The following is a 16579-nucleotide window of genomic DNA, read 5'->3' on the forward strand; positions in this document are numbered from 1 at the left end:
ATTCCCGACTGCCGGAAGTGATGCGTGCTGTTCAACCGCCTTGACCGATACATCCTGAAGATCGCGGCGGGGGCGGCGATCGTGCTGCTGTTCGGTCTCACGGGGGTCATCTGGGTCACGCAGGCCCTGCGCGAAGTCGACCTCATCACCGGCAAGGGCCAGACGGTCCTGATCTTCCTGACCGTCACGCTGCTGTCGCTGCCCGCGCTGATCGCCGGCATCGCGCCAGTCGCCTTGTTCATGTCGACGCTCTACACGCTCAACAAGCTCAACGGCGATTCCGAGCTGATCGTGATGAACGCCGCCGGCGTGGCACCGCACCGGATCGTCCGGCCCTTCCTCGCCCTGACCATCATCACCGCGGTCATTGTGGCGTGGATGACGATCTCGGTGATGCCCGCGAGCTTCCGCATGCTGCGCGATCTGATCACGCTGATCCGCGCCGACTTCGTCGCCAACGTCGTGAAGGAGGGGCAGTTCGTCTCGCTCGATTCCGGCGTCACCTTCCACTACCGCGAGAAGGCCGGCGACTCGCTGGTCGGCATCTTCATGCAGGATCGTCGCGACCCGGCGCAGCCTTCGATCTATCTCGCCGAGCGCGGACGAACGGTCGAGGCGGAAGGCCAGAGCTTCTTGATGCTCGAGAAGGGGACCATCCAGCGCGAGACCAAGAACACCACCACGACGTCCATCATCTCCTTCGAGCGCTACGCGCTCAATCTCTCGGCGCTGACTGGCGATCCGACCGGCGGCCCCGGGGAAGGCGACGGCGACAAGGTGGTCTACAAGCCGCGCGAACGCTCGACCTGGCAGCTCATCAATCAGAACCCGAACGAGAGCTACTACAAGATTCAGGAAGGCCGCTTCCGGGCCGAGCTGCACAATCGCCTGTCGGCGCCGCTTTACCCCTTCGCCTTCATGCTGATCGCCTTCGCGGCGATCGGCGAAGCGCGGACTACTCGCCAGGGACGTGCGCTGGCGATCCAGGCCGCGATCATGATCGTCGGCGCGACCCGCATTGCCGCCTATGCGGCCTGGACGGCGAGCGTCCGCTCGCCCTTCGCCGCCGCCCTGCTCTACATCCTGCCGATCACGGCCATCACGCTGGCCCTCGCYGTCATCTTCTACGGTGAACGCCTGCGCCCCGTTATGGCGCGACTCACTGCCCCTCTGACAACGCCGCTCGCCAATATTGCGGCCCGTTTCCGGCGCGCCTGATGCTCCTGTTCTCGACCTTCGGGCGCTATCTGACAAAGCGCTTCGCCCGCGCGATCCTCAGTGTGTTCGGCACCTTCTTCTTCCTGATCGGCACGCTCGATTTCGTCGAGCTGATGCGCCGGGCCGGCGATTCCCCCATCGCGACAACCCCGCGGATCGTGCAGCTCGCGCTCTTCCGCGCACCAGCCGTGGCCGAACAGATCTTCCCCTTCGCCGCACTCTTCGGCGGTATGTTCGCGCTGCTGACGCTGAGTCGTAAGCTGGAGCTGGTGGTCGCGCGCTCGGTCGGCGTTTCGGCCTGGCAGTTCCTGCAGCCCGCAGCGGCCGTCGCCGGGATGATCGGCCTGATGTCGATCATGATCTACAACCCGCTCGCGGCTGATCTGAAGCGCAAGGCCACCGCGCTCGAAACGCGGCTGTTCGTCCGCGCGAGCGGCAAGACGGGCGCTGCCCAGGATGTCTGGCTGAGGCAGCGCAGCGTCGATGGACAGGCCATTATCCGCGCGGCCGGCGCCCTGCCGGACGAGGACGGCTTGTCTCAGGTGGCGTTCTTCGTGTTCAACCACGACGGGTCGTTCAAGGAACGCATCGACGCGAAGCAGGCCGTGTTGCGTCCGGGACACTGGGAACTTACCGAGGCGCGCATCACCTCCGCCACGGAAGAGCCACAGAATTTCGCGAGCTACATGGTCTCGACGACCCTGGAGCCGGAACAGATGCGACAGAGCTTCACCCCGCCCGATGCGGTGGGGTTCTGGTCCATGCCAACGGTCATCGATCGGACACAGCGGGCCGGCCTCGACACGACGCCTTATGAGCTGCGATATCAGGCACTTATGGCGCGCCCGCTGCTGCTCATCGCCATGGTGCTGGTGGCAGCATCCGTTTCCTTAAGATTTTTCCGCTTTGGTGGTGTGACCAAGTTGGTGATAGGTGGCGTCGCGGCCGGGTTCGTGCTCTATGTTGCGACCCAGCTGTCGGAGGAACTCGGATCGTCGGGAATCGTCAATCCGATCGTCGCGGCGTGGTTGCCCGCAGCATTGGGGACGATGCTGGGCACCCTTGCCCTCCTCCATCAGGAAGACGGGTGAATCGTACTGTGCCTATGGTTAATTTTGGGTTTAACGGATGGTTTCGCGCGTGAACCGCGTGGCGCACTTTGCTGCGGCGACCGCTCTCGCCTCCAGCCTGGCCTATCTGCTGGCCGGGCCGGCCTATGCCCAGAATCGGGTGGCCGGCTCGAAGCCTGCGCCCGCCGCTGCCGCCGCCAAGCCGCAGGACCGGATGGTCGTCGATGCGCGCGAGCTCGTCTACGACAACGACAAGAAGACGGTCGCAGCCGTCGGCGACGTCCAGATTCTCTATCAGGGTCGGACGATCGAGGCCGATCGCGTCATTTATGACCAGGCCAACAAGCGGGTCACCGCCATCGGCAACGCCCGCATCACGGAGACCAACGGCACCGTCATAACCGGCGACAGGTTCAACCTAACCGATGACTTCCGCGACGGCTTCATCGATTCCCTGCGCGTCGTGAACCCGGACCGCACGCGCTTCTCCGCTCCGCGCGCGGAACGGACGGACGGCGAGACTTTCATCTTCGAGAAGGGCATCTACACCGCCTGCGAGCCCTGCAAGGACAACCCCGAAAAGCCGCCGCTATGGCAGGTTCGGGCTGCCAGGATCATCCACAAGAAATCCGAGCAGACGGTTTACTACGAGGATGCCCGGCTGGAATTCGCCGGCATCCCGATGGCCTACTTGCCGTACATGTCGGGCCCGGACTCGACGGTAAAGCGCAAATCCGGCTTCCTGTCGCCGAAGTTTATCAACACCTCCGCCCTCGGCTTCGGTGTCGGCCTGCCGTATTTCCTCAATCTGGCGCCGAACTACGACCTGACGCTGACCCCGACCTTCCTCACCCGCCAGGGCGTACTCGGGCAGGCGGAGTGGCGGCATCGTCTGGTCAACGGCTCCTATACCATCCGCGCATCCGGCATCTTTCAGCAGGATCAGGAAGCCTTCCTCGCGAGTCCGCTCGGCCCGCGTGACAAGGAGTTCCGCGGTTCGGTCGAAACGAACGGCAAGTTCTACATCAATCAGAACTGGTCGTTCGGCTGGAACGCCGCGATGTCGACGGACCGCTGGTTCTACAAGAACTACCGGATCAAGAACGAGGCCTTCAGCACCACGACCTATCTGCAGGAATCGATCTCGACGGCCTATCTGAACGGCCAGAGCGCAACCGCCTGGTTCGATCTGCGCGGCTACTATTTCCAGCCGCTGAACTACCAGGACTGGCAGAAGCAGCAGCCGATGGTGCTGCCTGTGCTGGACTACGACAAGCGGGTCCACAAGCCGTCCTTCCTCGGCGGCGAGCTGGAATTCACTGTCAACGTCACCAGCCTGAATCGCGACACTGCCGCGTTCACGCAATTGCCGCAGCAGAAGACCTACCTGATCACGACGCCGAGCTATTCGCTCTATGACGGCTGTGCGGTGTACCAGAAGAGCACCTGCCTGGTGCGTGGCCTCGCCGGCAATGTCTCGCGCGCGACGGCCGAGGTTTCCTGGCGGCGCAACTTCATCGATCCGCTCGGACAGATGTGGACGCCCTACGCCTCGGTTCGCGCGGACATCTTCTCGGTCAACCCCGACACCAGCAGCGTGATCAACTCGCGCGTCTCGACGATCGCGGATACCTCCGACGAGGTCTTCGGCCGGGTGATGCCGGCCATCGGCCTCATGTACCGCTATCCCTTCGTCGCCAAGACCGACTGGGGCACCCATATCATCGAGCCGGTCGCGCAGATCGTGGCGCGGCCGAACGAGACGCACAGCGTGCGTCTCGCCAACGAGGACGCTCAGAGCCTCGTCTTCGACGCCACGAACCTGTTCGAATGGAGCGGCAAATTCTCAGGCTATGACCGCGTCGAGGGCGGCACCCGCGCCAATGTCGGCGCGCTCTATACCGGCCGGTTCGGCAAGGAGGCTTTCGCCAATCTCCTCGTCGGCCAGTCCTTCCAGCTCGGTGGACGCAACTCCTTTGCCAGCGGCGACCTCGTCAATACCGGCCTCAACTCCGGCCTCGACACGAACAGCTCTGACATCGTCACCCGTGCGCAGCTTTCGCCGTTCAAGGGCTTCTTCCTGACCGGGGCCGCGCGCCTGAATTCGACGACCTTCGAAGCGCAGCGGATCGACGCCGCCGCGACCTATGCGAACAGCGTGATCACGGCCTCGGTCGGCTATGGTCGCTACGAGCCGCAGCCCGAACTCGGCATCTCGCGCCGGCGTGAGGGCCTGTCGCTCAACGGTTCGCTGCGCATTGCCGACAACTGGCGTCTCCGGGCCGGCGTGCTGTTCGATCTCGACAAGTACAAATACGACCGCGAGCGCTATCGCGACGCCTATGCGGCCTATCTGGCGGCTCCGTCGGTCGCGGCTGTACCGGTCTATCCCAACACGGGACCGTTCCAGACTGCCTCGACCTCGCTCGGTGTCAACTATACCGACGAGTGCACGATTTTCGACATCAGCTATTCGCAAAGCAATGCCGACCGGCAGTCGGGCGCGACCAAGGATACCCGCACGGTCATGTTCCGTCTCGAGCTGCGCACACTGGGCGAGCTCGCCTATTCGCAGAATCTCAACAGCTCATCGGCTGACGGCGTCAGTCAGTGACGATATCCGGGCCGCCGAGGCGGCCCGTTTCCTCTTCGACGCGGAGTTCCGCCTTGCCGCCATTGCCGCTTGCGCTGACACAGGGCGATCCGGCAGGCATCGGGCCGGAGCTTGCCCTGCGGGCCTGGCTTGAGCGCCGGGAGCGCAAGCTGCCGGCCTTCGCCTGCGTTGCCAGCCCCGACGATCTCGCCGGATTGGCGAAGCGGTTGGGTTGGCATGTCCCGGTGCGCGTCTGCGGCTGGGATGATGCCGGGGAAGCTTTTCCGGAAGCCTTGCCGGTCATCGCGCTCACGGCTACCGCCACGGCGGAACCCGGTCGGCCCAACCCAGCGACAGCGCCGGCCACCATCGCTTCGATCGACATGGCAGTCGCCGCAGTGCGGACCGGCGAGGCCGCTGCTGTGGTGACCAACCCGATCGCCAAATCGGTGCTCTATCAGGCCGGTTTCCGGCATCCCGGCCATACCGAATACCTTGCCCATCTTTCAGCGGATGGCGGAAGCGAGCCACGACCGGTGATGATGCTCTGGTGCGAAGAGCTTGCGGTCGTGCCGGTGACGATACATGAGCCGCTGCGCCGCGTAGCAGAGCTCCTGACGACCGAGCTCATCGTGGACACCGCACGTATCGTCGCGGCGGAGCTGAAAGCCCGCTTCGGCATCGCCGCGCCGCGCCTCGCCTTCAGCGGCCTCAACCCCCATGCCGGCGAGAACGGCGCGATGGGGAGCGAGGACATGGCGGTCATCGCGCCCGCCATCGCCGCGCTTCAGGGGGAAGGCATCGATGCGCGCGGTCCCTATCCGGCGGACACGATGTTCCACGCCCGGGCGCGGGCTGGATACGACGTGGCCCTGGCGATGTATCACGATCAGGCGCTGATCCCGATCAAGACGATCGCCTTTGACGAAGGCGTCAACGTCACGCTCGGCCTGCCCTTCATTCGGACTTCTCCCGACCATGGCACCGCCTTCGACATCGCAGGCAAGGGCATCGCGCGGCCCGACAGCCTCTGTGCCGCGCTGAAGCTTGCCGCGCGCATGGCCGAAGGGCCGATGCAGGTGACCGCATCATGAGTCAAATCGACGATCTGCCGCCGTTGCGCGAGGTGGTCGAGCGCCATGGCCTGATGGCGCAGAAGGCKCTCGGACAGAATTTTCTGTTCGACCTCAACCTGACGGGCCGCATCGCAAGAGCGGCTGGGCCACTCGACGACGAGACCGTGGTGGAGATCGGACCGGGCCCCGGCGGGTTGACGCGCGCTCTGCTCGCCAACGGAGCGAGACGGGTGATCGCGATCGAGCGCGACCGGCGCTGCCTGCCGGCGCTGGCCGAGATCGCGGCACGCTATCCGGGTCGGTTGGAGGTCATCGACGGCGATGCGCTCGCCGTCGATCTGTCGCCCCATCTCAAGGGCGAGCACGCGAAAATCGTCGCCAACCTGCCCTACAATATCGGTACGCCGCTGCTGGTCGGCTGGCTCAGCCTCGAGCCCTGGCCGTCCTGGTGGAGCTCATTGACACTGATGTTCCAGCGCGAGGTGGCCGAGCGGATCGTCGCGACGCCGGAACAACGCGCGGATTACGGCCGGCTCGCCGTGCTGTCGAACTGGCGCTGCGAGACGAAGATCCTGTTCGATGTGCCGCGCAACGCCTTCGTGCCGCCACCGAAGATCACCTCCTCGATCGTCCAGCTCGTTCCGCGCGAGCGGCCGGAGCCCTGCGACCGACGCCTGCTCGAGCGGGTCACGCTCGCGGCCTTCGGACAGCGGCGCAAGATGCTGCGGCAGAGCCTGAAGGCGGTGCTGTCGGATCCCGCGCCGATCATCGCCGCCGCCGGCCTCTCCGAGACGGCGCGCGCCGAAGAAATCCCGGTTTCCGGCTTCGTTGCCCTGGCCAACGCGCTCGGTGCCCGGCTCTAGAGCACGCGCGGCCCGGATTGCGAGGCAATCTGGGCGGATCACGCCTTCTCTATCGATAGCTTAAGCCGGGCTCGATCCGCCGGCTCCACGATCGTCAGGGCATCGCCTCGTCGAGCAGTGTCTCGACGAAATCGGCAAGGCCGATCGCCCGGCTGCGCTTCAGCCGCTCGGCGGTGAGGATGGCCTTGATCGAGTCGTAGGCGTCGTTCAAATCGTCGTTGACGATGACGTAGTCGTACTTCTCCCAGCGCGCGATCTCGGAACGAGCGTTTGCGAGTCGCTTGGCGATGACCTCCTGAGCGTCCTCGGCGCGGCGTACCAGCCGCGAGCGCAACTCCGCCATCGAGGGCGGCAGGATGAAGATCGTCACGACATCCTCGCGCGCCTTCTCGACGATCTGCATCGTGCCCTGCCAATCGATGTCGAACAGCACGTCACGCCCGCGCGCCAGCGCCGCCTCGACCGGCTTGCGTGGCGTACCGTAGCAATTGCCGTGGACCTCGGCCCATTCGAGCAGATCGTCATGGTCGCGCAGCGCCTCGAAGGTGTCTCGGTCGATGAAGCGGTAATGCACGCTATCGATCTCCGAGGGCCGGCGCTCCCGCGTCGTCACCGAGACGGAAAGGTCGATATTGGTTTCGCGCTGGCAGAGATTGCGCGTCAGCGTCGACTTGCCGGCGCCTGACGGCGAAGACAGGATCAGCATCAGGCCGCGCCGGGCCGGACGGGTCGTTTCGGCCATCACGGCTCACTCCACGTTCTGAACTTGCTCGCGCAACTGATCGACCACGGTGCGCAGTTCGAGGCCGATGCGCGACAGGCCGGGATCATTGGCTTTGGCGCAGAGCGTCGAGGCCTCGCGGCCGAACTCCTGGGCGAGGAAATCGAGCTTGCGGCCGATCGGGCCGCCTTTGGCGAGGAGTTCGCGCAGCGCGCCCACATGGGCCTGCAGCCGGTCGATCTCCTCGCGGATATCGGCGCGCACTGCAAGCAGCGCCGCCTCCTGGTGCAGGCGCTGCGGATCGAAGCCGCTATTGGCGCCGAGCAGGGTCTCGACCTGCGCGGCGATGCGCGCCCGGATGGCCTCGCTGCTGCGCGCCGGATGCTGCTCAGCTTCGCCGGCAAGCCGCGCGATGGTTTCGAGGTGGCCGAGAAGGATCGCCGCCAAAGCGCGCCCCTCGGCGGAACGGGCCTCCCTCAGAGCGAGAGCCGCAGCCTCCAGGCCGGCGAGCGCCGGGGCCTCGACGGCCCCCAGGATATCCTGCGCTTCGTCGGCGAATTCGACGACCCCGCGAATGCCCAGCAAGCCGTCATAGGATGGCGGGTTGATCCCCGCCGCTGGCGGCAGCCGCTCGACCGCCTGCAGCAAGGCAACGAGAACGGCCTCGTTGATGCGCGGACGCGGCGGGCCAGCGTCGCTGGTGACGGCCAGATTGACGTGCAACGTGCCACGGGCGAACGCGCCGGCCAGATGCTTGCGCGCAGCTTCCGCGAGCGCCTCGAAGCCGGGCGGTACCCGGACGCGCAGATCGAGCCCGCGCCCGTTGACGCTGCGGATCTCCCACGCCCAGCCATGGATGCCGGCGGTCCCCGCGGCGCGGGCGAAGCCCGTCATGCTTTCGATGGCCATGGCCCTGCCGCTCCTGTTGTGATGCGGCGGGACCGTAGTGGCGCGCTCCGGCCGCGGCAAGCGCCGGAACATCGGAAAATGGGGATGACCCGCGCGATAATGGGCAGCTCAGGGCTTGAGCTGCGGAACCTGCTTGGGCGAGTTCAGATCGAACGTCTTGTTGAGCAGCGGATCGCGCGGCGTGCCCTCGGAGGCGTCGAAGGCGCGGGCGCGGGTGCCGGCCACAGCGCCGGCGCCCGCCGGCTGGGCCACGGGCAGGCCGGCATTGTCGGCGCCAGGCTGGGTCGATGCCGGAGCTTCGGTCCGGTTGTCGGGGCCTGCCGGAGGTTCGATCTTGTCGACCACGTCGCCCGAGGGCTTTCCGCCCTGCTGCTGGCTGCGCGTCGTCTCGATCTGGCGCCAACGACCGACATTGCGGTTGTGCTGATCGAGCGTCTCGGCGAAGGCATGACCGCCGCTGCCATCGGCGACGAAGTAGAGTTCCTTCGTCCGCGAATGATTGACCACGGCCTCCATCGCAGCGCGCCCGGGATTGGCGATCGGCCCCGGGGGTAGTCCGGTGATGACATAGGTGTTGTAAGGCGTCGCCTGCGTGATCTCGTTGCGCTGGATCGGCCGGCCGAGCGTGCCCTTGCCGCCGACGAGGCCGTAGACGATCGTCGGATCGGACTGCAGCTTCATCTTCTGGTTCAGGCGGTTGATGAAGACGCCGGCAACGCGCGGACGCTCATCGGCGCGGCCGGTCTCCTTCTCGACGATCGAGGCGAGAATCACGAGTTCCTGCGGCGTCTTGATCGGCAGGTCGGCAGGGCGACGCTCCCAGATTCGCGCAAGGATCACGCGCTGATCGCGCGCCATGCGGTCGATGATCGCCTGCCGCGAGAAGCCACGCGGGAACCGATATGTGTCCGGCAGGATCGAGCCTTCCTTTGGCGCCTGGGCGATCTCGCCGGTCAAAAGCTCATTGTTGCGCAGACGCTCGACGATCTGCTCGCTCGTCAGCCCTTCCGGAACGGTGATCGAATGCTCGACCACCTTGCCGCTGGAGATGATGTCGAGAATCTCCTTCGGGCTCACGCGCGCCTTGAACAGGTACTCGCCGGCCTGAAGCTTGTGCCAATCGCCGCCGACGATCGCCGCGATGCGGAAGCTCAGCGGGTGCTCGATCAACCCCTCGCGCTGCAGCAGCTCCGCGATCTCGGTCAGCCCGCTTTCCTTCGGGATGATGAGGACGCGGTCACCCGCAAGCGGACCTGGCGACTTGCTCTGGCTGGAGACAACGGCGATGCCTGCGCCGACGACGCCGGCGCCGACCAGCGCGATCGTGAAAAGACCGCTCAGCATCGACAGGAAGGGACTGCGGCGACGGCGGCGCACCTTCGGCGGCGGCGCCGGGGGCGCTACGGGCTTGAGGGCCTCGCTCGGACTCTTCGGGGCGACGCGGGGCGTATCATTCACGATCAAGACGCTCGCAGGATGAAGTAGACTGTCTCGGCACGACCGAGCGCCGGAGGGATTCTGGCCCCAGGCGCATCAGGCTTTAAACCGCCATATTAGAACCGGTTTCCTCGTGGCTGTGAACGCGGAATCACGCGTTCGCCAACGCTGGCGCCAAACTCTACCCAACATTATGGCAAAACGGAGCTGACCCGCTGAGATCAGCTATCGGGATGGTAGCGCCGCAGGACCAGCGAGGCGTTGGTGCCGCCGAATCCGAACGAATTCGACAGGGCGTAATCGATCTCGCGCTTGCGCGCGACATGCGGGACGAGATCGATATCCGTCTCGACGGAGGGGTTGTCGAGATTGATGGTCGGCGGCGCGATCTGATCGCGGATCGCCAGCACGGTAAAGATCGCCTCGATCGCTCCGGCCGCGCCGAGCAGATGGCCCGTCGCCGACTTGGTCGAGGACATCGAAGGCAGCTTCGGCGCGTTGGCAAGCAGGCGCTCGACGGCGCGCAGCTCGATTTCGTCGCCGAGAGGCGTCGAGGTGCCATGGGCGTTGATATAGTCGAGATCAGCCGCCGCGATGCCGGCCCGTCCGAGCGCGGCCTGCATGCAGCGATAGGCGCCATCGCCGTCCTCGGCCGGCGAGGTGATGTGGTAGGCGTCGCCGGACATGCCGTAGCCGACAACCTCGGCATAGATCTTCGCGCCACGGCCCAGCGCGTGCTCGAGTTCCTCGAGCACGACGACGCCGGCGCCCTCGCCCATGACGAAGCCGTCGCGGTCCTTGTCGTAGGGACGCGACGCCTTCTCGGGCGTATCATTGAAACCGGTGGACAGCGCCCGGCAGGCGCAGAAACCGGCGATACCGATGCGGTTGACGGCAGATTCGGCGCCGCCCGCAACCATGACATCCGCATCGCCCAGCGCGATCATGCGCGAGGCGTCGCCGATGGCATGCGCACCGGTCGAGCAGGCCGTCACGGCCGCGTGGTTCGGACCTTTGAGCCCGTGCTCGATCGAGACATAGCCGGCGGCGAGATTGATCAGGCGCCCGGGGATGAAGAAGGGCGAGAGCCGGCGCGGCCCGCGCTCCTTCAGCAGCAGGGAGGCCTCGTAGATGCCTCCGAGCCCGCCGATGCCGGAGCCGATGGCGACACCGGTCCGGATCTGGTCCTCGTAGCTTTCAGGCTTCCAGCCCGCGTCCTGCAGCGCCTGCGTGGCGGCGGCCATCGCAAAGACGATGAACTCGTCGACCTTGCGCTGTTCCTTCGGCTCCATCCAGGCGTCGGGGTCGAAGGTCCCGTCGCTACCGTCACCCCGCGGGATGCTGCAGGCAATCTGCGCCGGCAGGTCGCTGGCGTCGAAGCTGGTGATGGGGCCGGCGCCGCTGGCACCGGCCAGGAGACGCGCCCAGGTCGGCTCGACGCCGCAAGCGAGCGGCGTCACCATGCCGAGCCCGGTCACGACCACGCGCCGCATCGGAAAACTGCGAGAAGCCATGATGCCTTCTGTGTCGATCAGCCTGGGAGGCCGATCACGCGCTCTTCGCCGAGAGGAACTTCACGGCATCGCCGACCGTCACGATCGTCTCGGCCGCATCGTCCGGGATCTCGACGCCGAACTCTTCCTCGAAGGCCATCACGAGCTCGACGGTGTCGAGGCTGTCCGCACCCAGGTCCTCGATGAAGTTGGCGCCATCGACAACCTTCTCGGGCTCGACGCCGAGGTGCTCGACCACGATCTTCTTCACGCGCTCGGCGACATCGCTCATGAGTCTCTTCCTTAGAAACTGAAAACGCATCGCAGAGCGCGACGCGCGTTATGGACTTTCATTCCGAGCCGCCGCGCCATCGTGACGATGCCCGCGACCCGGAAAGCTCGAAGCCTGCACAAACGCAACAACCGAGGTTTCGTCAAGTCCCCTCGGCTCGCTCGCCAGCAGCGCGACGGCGCTAGTTAACATAACCTTTCAAGGCTGGCGAGAGCGCCGCAACGTTATCAAAACCAATCTAGAAATGGCGCTAACGCCCCTAGATCATTGCCATTCCGCCGTTCACATGAAGCGTCTGGCCGGTGACGTAGCCGGCCTCCGTGCTGGCGAGGAAGGCGACGGCGGCGGCAATGTCCGCGCCCGCACCCAGCCGGCCCATCGGCACGTCAGAGAGAATGCTCTCGCGCTGCTTCTCGTTCAGAGCCTGCGTCATCGGCGACTCGATGAAGCCGGGAGCGACCACGTTGACCGTGATATTCCGGCTCGCAACCTCGGCAGCGAGCGCCTTCGACATGCCGATCAGGCCGGCCTTGGCGGCAGCGTAGTTGCCCTGCCCCGGATTGCCCGTAGTGCCGACGACGGAGCCGATCGAGACGATTCGGCCGTAGCGCTTGCGCATCATCGACTTCACGGCCGCGCGCGACAGGCGGAAGGCGGCCGTCAGGTTGACGGCGAGAACGCTGTCCCAGTCCTCGTCCTTCAGGCGCAGGAACAGGTTGTCGCGGGTGATGCCGGCATTATTGACGAGGATGTCGAGCCCGCCCAGCTTCTCCTCGGCCGTCGGCACCAGCGCCTCGACCGAATCCTTGTCGGAGAGGTTGCAAGGCGCCACGACGACGCGCTCGCCGAGCTCGGCCGCCAGGGCCTCCAGCGCCTCGGCGCGTGTGCCGGAGATCGCGACGCTCGCACCCTGCGCATGGAGGGTCCGTGCGATGGCTCCGCCGAGGCCGCCGGTGGCACCGGTGACCAGGGCCTTGCGGCCGGTCAGATCAAACATGTTCGCTCCCTTTTCGGCGTTCTGCCGTTCTTGCCCGCGCCGTCAGGCGCCGCGGGCCTTGTAGGCGGCAATATCCTCTGCCGTACCGATCGACACCGGCGACGAGCCGGCGACGATACGCTTCACCAGGCCGGCAAGCACCTTGCCGCTGCCGAGTTCGACGAAATCGGTGACGCCCGCGGCAGCCATGGCCTGCACGCATTCGCGCCAGCGCACGGTGCCGGTGACCTGCGCCACCAGCGAATCCCGGATCGCTTCCGGAGCACTGAGCGGCGCGGCGCCGACATTGGCCATCACCGGCACGACCGGGGCCTGCATCGACACCTTAACCAACGCCTCGCGCATCGCATCGGCAGCCGGCTGCATCAGGGCGCAATGGAACGGAGCGGAGACCGGCAGCAGCATGGCACGCTTCACACCACGCTCGCCCGCGAGCGCGATCGCCCGCTCGATTGCCGCCTTGGCGCCAGACAGGACGACCTGGCCGCCGCCATTATCGTTCGCTGCCTCGCAAACTTCGCCCTGAGCGGCATCGGCCGCGATTGCGCGGGCCTGGTCCAACTCGGCACCGAGAAGGGCTGCCATCGCGCCCTGCCCGACCGGAACCGCCTTCTGCATGGCATCGCCGCGGATGCGCAGCAGCCGGGCGGCGTCCGCTATGGAGAAGGTGCCGGCGGCGGCGAGCGCCGAATACTCGCCGAGCGAATGGCCGGCAACGAAAGCGGCGTCGCGCTTCAGATCGAGCCCGGCCTCGGCCTCGAGCACGCGCACCACCGCCAGGCTGACGGCCATCAGCGCCGGCTGGGCATTGGCGGTCAGGGTCAATTCCTCAGAGGGGCCGTCCCACATCACAGCCGATAGCTTCTGCGACAGCGCCGCATCGACCTCGTCGAAGACCGACTTCGCGGCGGGAAAGTTTTCGGCCAGGCTCTTGCCCATGCCGACCGCCTGCGAGCCCTGGCCCGGAAAGATGAACGCTGTGGTCATGCTGTGAAACGCCCCGGTCTTCACCAATGGTCTTATATGACGCGGCTGTCACATCGGTTCCGCCGCCAAGTCAAGCGCGGAGGCCAAGTTTTCCGCATATGCCCGGCACTTCGGGCCAGATTCCGATTGCCATGACGCCCCGAACGCTGTAACGACCGCCTCCTGCTTGTTCGGCCGGAGGCTGAACGGATGGCGCTTGGCCGCTACGGTCTGCGCAGGCTCCGATGGAGTCGTCATCCCGTGTCTCCGCCTTCGAAGAAATCCTGTCGGGCCTTATCCAGGGCTCGGAGGGCTCCGCGCCGAGCGAAGCAGGGTGAAACAAGGAAGGCCACATATGGCATTGTACGAGCATGTGCTGCTCGCGCGGCAGGATGTCAGCGCGCAGCAGGTCGAAGCTCTTGTCGAGCAGTTCAAGGGCGTGATCGAAGCGAATGGCGGCGCCATCCGCAAGGTCGAGTACTGGGGCGTCAAGTCCCTCGGCTATCGCATCAAGAAGAACCGCAAGGCTCACTACACGCTGCTGAACATCGAGGCTCCCTCCGCCGCCGTGCTGGAGATGGAGCGCCAGATGCGCATCAACGAGGACATCCTGCGCTTCATGACCGTCAAGGTCGACGAGTTGGAGGAAGGCCCGTCGGCCATGCTCCAGAAGCGTGACCGCGAGGACCGTCCGGAGCGTGGCGGCGATCGTTTCGAGCGCGGCCCGCGCCGTGATCGTCCGCGTCGTGAAGACGAAGCGACCGAAACCGTCGAAGCGGAGGCCTGAGAATGTCGACTGCATCCGCTGGCGCCCGTCGCCCCTTCTTCCGCCGCCGCAAGTCCTGCCCGTTCTCGGGCGAAGGCGCCCCGAAGATCGACTACAAGGACGTGCGTCTGCTCTCGCGCTACATCTCCGAGCGCGGCAAGATCGTTCCGTCCCGCATCACGGCGGTCTCCGCCAAGAAGCAGCGCGAGCTCGCCCAGGCGATCAAGCGCGCCCGCTTCCTCGGCCTGCTGCCCTACGTCATCCGCTGAGCCGTTCACCCGGTTCCGGATACCGATAATTCCCGGAGGCGCCTCCCGCGCCTCCGGTTCTCGCTTTCAAGATCAACCAGTCGCCTGGCGGTGAAACTCCACCGGGTTCGTTGAGGCCCGAGCGCCTCTCACCCTGCCGAGCCGGAAGGCTTGCGAGCAGCGGGACAGCAGGACGGACGCATGATTCCGATTGTCGGCATCGGCGCGGGCCTCGTTTCGGCCCTGCTTTTTTCAGTGGTGATCACCGGATCGCCGCTGGCGGCGTTGCTGTATTCAGCCGCCCCCCTCCCGATCTTCATCGCTTCGCTCGGCTGGAACCACCGTTCCGGACTATTCGCCACGGCTGCCGGAGCGCTCGCCGTCGCGGTTGCGCTCGCGCCGACGGGCGGCATTGCCTTCGCCCTGATCATCGGCCTGCCGGCCTGGTGGATCGCCTATCTCGCCTTGCTCGCCCGCGGCGACGCCCAGGGCGGGGTCGAGTGGTATCCCCTCGGCAACCTGCTGCTCTGGATCGCCGCCACCGCCGCGATCGCCACTGTCGGCAGCGCGCTGGTGATGACGACCGACTACGAGACCTATCGGTCGGTCATCGCGCGGATGATCGAGAACCTGCTGAACGAGATGGTGCGCGGCAAGATTGTCGCCCTGCCCGCCGACATCCAGGTGAAGGAGCTCGCGCAAAGCCTCGCGCCGGCCGTGCCGCTCGGCATCGGCGCCTCCTTCGTCACCACCATCACCGCCAATCTCTGGCTCGCGGCGCGCACCGTGAAGATGTCCGACCGGCTGCCGMGCCCCTGGCCCTTCATTCCGTCGGCCTCCCTGCCGCGCCAGGCGCTGCTGCTCCTGGCCGGCGCTGCCGTGGTTGCGGCGATGGGCGGCTTCATCGGTGTCGCCGCGACCGCGCTGGTCGGCGCGCTGTTCGCCGCCTTCATGTTCAGCGGGCTTTGCCTGCTGCACGACATCTCGCGCGGCCGCCCCTGGCGGCTGCCGATGCTGGTCTCGGTCTATGTCGCGCTCATCGTGATGCAGGCCGTGCTGACGCCGCTGCTCGCGCTCGTCGGCCTCGTCGATACGCTTTTCGGCCTGCGCAGACGGGCCGCGCTGCCGCCTCCGCCTACCCGTTCCTGAAACCCAGACTTAAGACATCAAGGAGAAGACCCATGGAAGTGATCCTGCTCGAGCGCGTCGCCAAGCTTGGCCAGATGGGCGACGTCGTCCGCGTCCGCGACGGCTTCGGCCGCAACTACCTGCTCGCCCGCGGCAAGGCGCTGCGCGCCACCGAGGACAACAAGAAGCGCTTCGAGAGCCAGAAGCTCGAGCTCGAGACCCGCAACCTCGAGCTCAAGTCGGAGGCCGATTCGGTCGCCGAGCGCCTGAACGGCCAGAGCGTCACCATCCTGCGCCAGTCCGGCGAGTCCGGCGTGCTCTACGGTTCGGTCTCGACCCGTGACATCGCCGAGGCGCTGACCAAGGACGGCTTCCACGTCTCGCGTGGCCAGGTGACGCTGAACACCCCGATCAAGACGCTGGGCCTGCACACTGTCCCGGTCGTGCTGCACCCGGAAGTCGCGGTCACGATCACCGTCAACGTCGCCCGCTCGGCTCAGGAAGCCGACCGTCAGGCCGCCGGCGAGAACGTCACCGCCCGCGAGGAGTTCGATCTCGACGATCTCGGCCTCGAGGTCGGCGCGGCGCTGGCCGAGGCCGGCGACGACGACCGCTGAGCCAAATCGCCTCCGGGCTGAGTCAAGGGCGCCGTGGCAACACGGCGCCTTTTTCGTTCTGTGGCCTGTGCAAAGGCGTGGATCGCGCAGCGTCCTACTGGCATGAGCTGTCGGGGTGCTAATCTAGATGTCTTCCGACTCAGCAGCCGCCTTGCGTTCCGTGTGCCGCGGCCGAATGTCGGCTT

Annotated in this window: 16 protein-coding genes; 9 read left to right on the plus strand and 7 right to left on the minus strand. The window is 66.1% G+C overall.

Annotated features, from left to right (window positions below):
• Positions 1-24: 24 nt before the first annotated feature.
• From lptF to rsmA, 5 genes are read left to right on the plus strand one after another with little or no spacing between them, the layout of a single operon-like run.
• Positions 25-1218, plus strand: a complete 1194-nt coding sequence (gene lptF, locus AC1DNE_RS07195; protein ID WP_476765125.1) for an LPS export ABC transporter permease LptF — start codon at positions 25-27, stop codon at positions 1216-1218.
• Positions 1218-2309 carry an LPS export ABC transporter permease LptG gene (lptG, locus tag AC1DNE_RS07200; protein WP_476765124.1) on the plus strand — a complete coding sequence of 364 codons (1092 nt, stop codon included), beginning with the start codon at positions 1218-1220 and terminating at the stop codon, positions 2307-2309. Before lptF ends, lptG begins: the two co-directional genes overlap by 1 nt.
• Before the next feature lie 49 nt (positions 2310-2358).
• On the plus strand, positions 2359-4902 hold the full coding sequence (locus AC1DNE_RS07205) for an LPS-assembly protein LptD (RefSeq protein WP_476765123.1): 2544 nt from the start codon (positions 2359-2361) through the stop codon (positions 4900-4902).
• A gap of 53 nt (positions 4903-4955) precedes the next feature.
• Positions 4956-5975, plus strand: coding sequence for a 4-hydroxythreonine-4-phosphate dehydrogenase PdxA (pdxA, locus tag AC1DNE_RS07210; protein WP_441470584.1), 1020 nt, complete (start codon positions 4956-4958; stop codon positions 5973-5975).
• Positions 5972-6820, plus strand: a complete 849-nt coding sequence (rsmA, locus tag AC1DNE_RS07215) for a 16S rRNA (adenine(1518)-N(6)/adenine(1519)-N(6))-dimethyltransferase RsmA (RefSeq protein WP_441470585.1) — start codon at positions 5972-5974, stop codon at positions 6818-6820. The genes pdxA and rsmA overlap by 4 nt, the downstream gene beginning before the upstream one ends.
• A gap of 94 nt (positions 6821-6914) precedes the next feature.
• Here the strand turns inward: rsmA and gmk are convergent, their stop codons facing one another.
• The 7 genes from gmk to fabD form a co-directional block, all read right to left on the minus strand.
• Positions 6915-7562 carry a guanylate kinase gene (gmk, locus tag AC1DNE_RS07220; protein WP_441470586.1) on the minus strand — a complete coding sequence of 216 codons (648 nt, stop codon included), beginning with the start codon at positions 7560-7562 and terminating at the stop codon, positions 6915-6917.
• Positions 7563-7568: 6 nt separating this feature from the next.
• Positions 7569-8450, minus strand: coding sequence for a YicC/YloC family endoribonuclease (locus tag AC1DNE_RS07225; protein ID WP_441470587.1), 882 nt, complete (start codon positions 8448-8450; stop codon positions 7569-7571).
• A 108-nt stretch (positions 8451-8558) separates the two neighbouring features.
• Positions 8559-9908 (minus strand): endolytic transglycosylase MltG, encoded by a 1350-nt coding sequence (gene mltG, locus AC1DNE_RS07230; RefSeq protein WP_441470588.1) that lies wholly within the window; start codon positions 9906-9908, stop codon positions 8559-8561.
• A 200-nt stretch (positions 9909-10108) separates the two neighbouring features.
• On the minus strand, positions 10109-11380 hold the full coding sequence (gene fabF, locus AC1DNE_RS07235) for a beta-ketoacyl-ACP synthase II (RefSeq protein ID WP_476765208.1): 1272 nt from the start codon (positions 11378-11380) through the stop codon (positions 10109-10111).
• A 55-nt stretch (positions 11381-11435) separates the two neighbouring features.
• Positions 11436-11672, minus strand: a complete 237-nt coding sequence (locus AC1DNE_RS07240) for an acyl carrier protein (protein WP_149128804.1) — start codon at positions 11670-11672, stop codon at positions 11436-11438.
• A gap of 259 nt (positions 11673-11931) precedes the next feature.
• A complete protein-coding gene (gene fabG, locus AC1DNE_RS07245) occupies positions 11932-12669 on the minus strand; it encodes a 3-oxoacyl-[acyl-carrier-protein] reductase (protein ID WP_441470589.1) in 738 nt (245 codons plus the stop codon).
• Between the two features lie 42 nt (positions 12670-12711).
• A complete protein-coding gene (gene fabD / locus AC1DNE_RS07250) occupies positions 12712-13656 on the minus strand; it encodes an ACP S-malonyltransferase (RefSeq protein WP_441470590.1) in 945 nt (314 codons plus the stop codon).
• A gap of 334 nt (positions 13657-13990) precedes the next feature.
• Between fabD and rpsF the strand changes: the two genes are divergently transcribed.
• The 4 genes from rpsF (at position 13991) to rplI (ending at position 16394) form a co-directional block, all read left to right on the plus strand.
• Complete coding sequence (rpsF, locus tag AC1DNE_RS07255) at positions 13991-14422, plus strand: 30S ribosomal protein S6 (protein WP_441470591.1); 432 nt, start codon at positions 13991-13993, stop codon at positions 14420-14422.
• A gap of 2 nt (positions 14423-14424) precedes the next feature.
• Positions 14425-14670, plus strand: coding sequence for a 30S ribosomal protein S18 (gene rpsR, locus AC1DNE_RS07260; RefSeq protein WP_038367644.1), 246 nt, complete (start codon positions 14425-14427; stop codon positions 14668-14670).
• A 180-nt stretch (positions 14671-14850) separates the two neighbouring features.
• A complete protein-coding gene (locus tag AC1DNE_RS07265) occupies positions 14851-15798 on the plus strand; it encodes a DUF2232 domain-containing protein (protein WP_476840996.1) in 948 nt (315 codons plus the stop codon).
• 32 nt (positions 15799-15830) lie between these two features.
• The gene (gene rplI, locus AC1DNE_RS07270) at positions 15831-16394 is read left to right on the plus strand and encodes a 50S ribosomal protein L9 (RefSeq protein ID WP_441470593.1); all 564 of its coding nucleotides are present in this window, start codon (positions 15831-15833) and stop codon (positions 16392-16394) included.
• The last annotated feature ends 185 nt before the right edge of the window (positions 16395-16579 follow it).

This window comes from Allobosea sp. 05L423 (assembly GCF_056397745.1).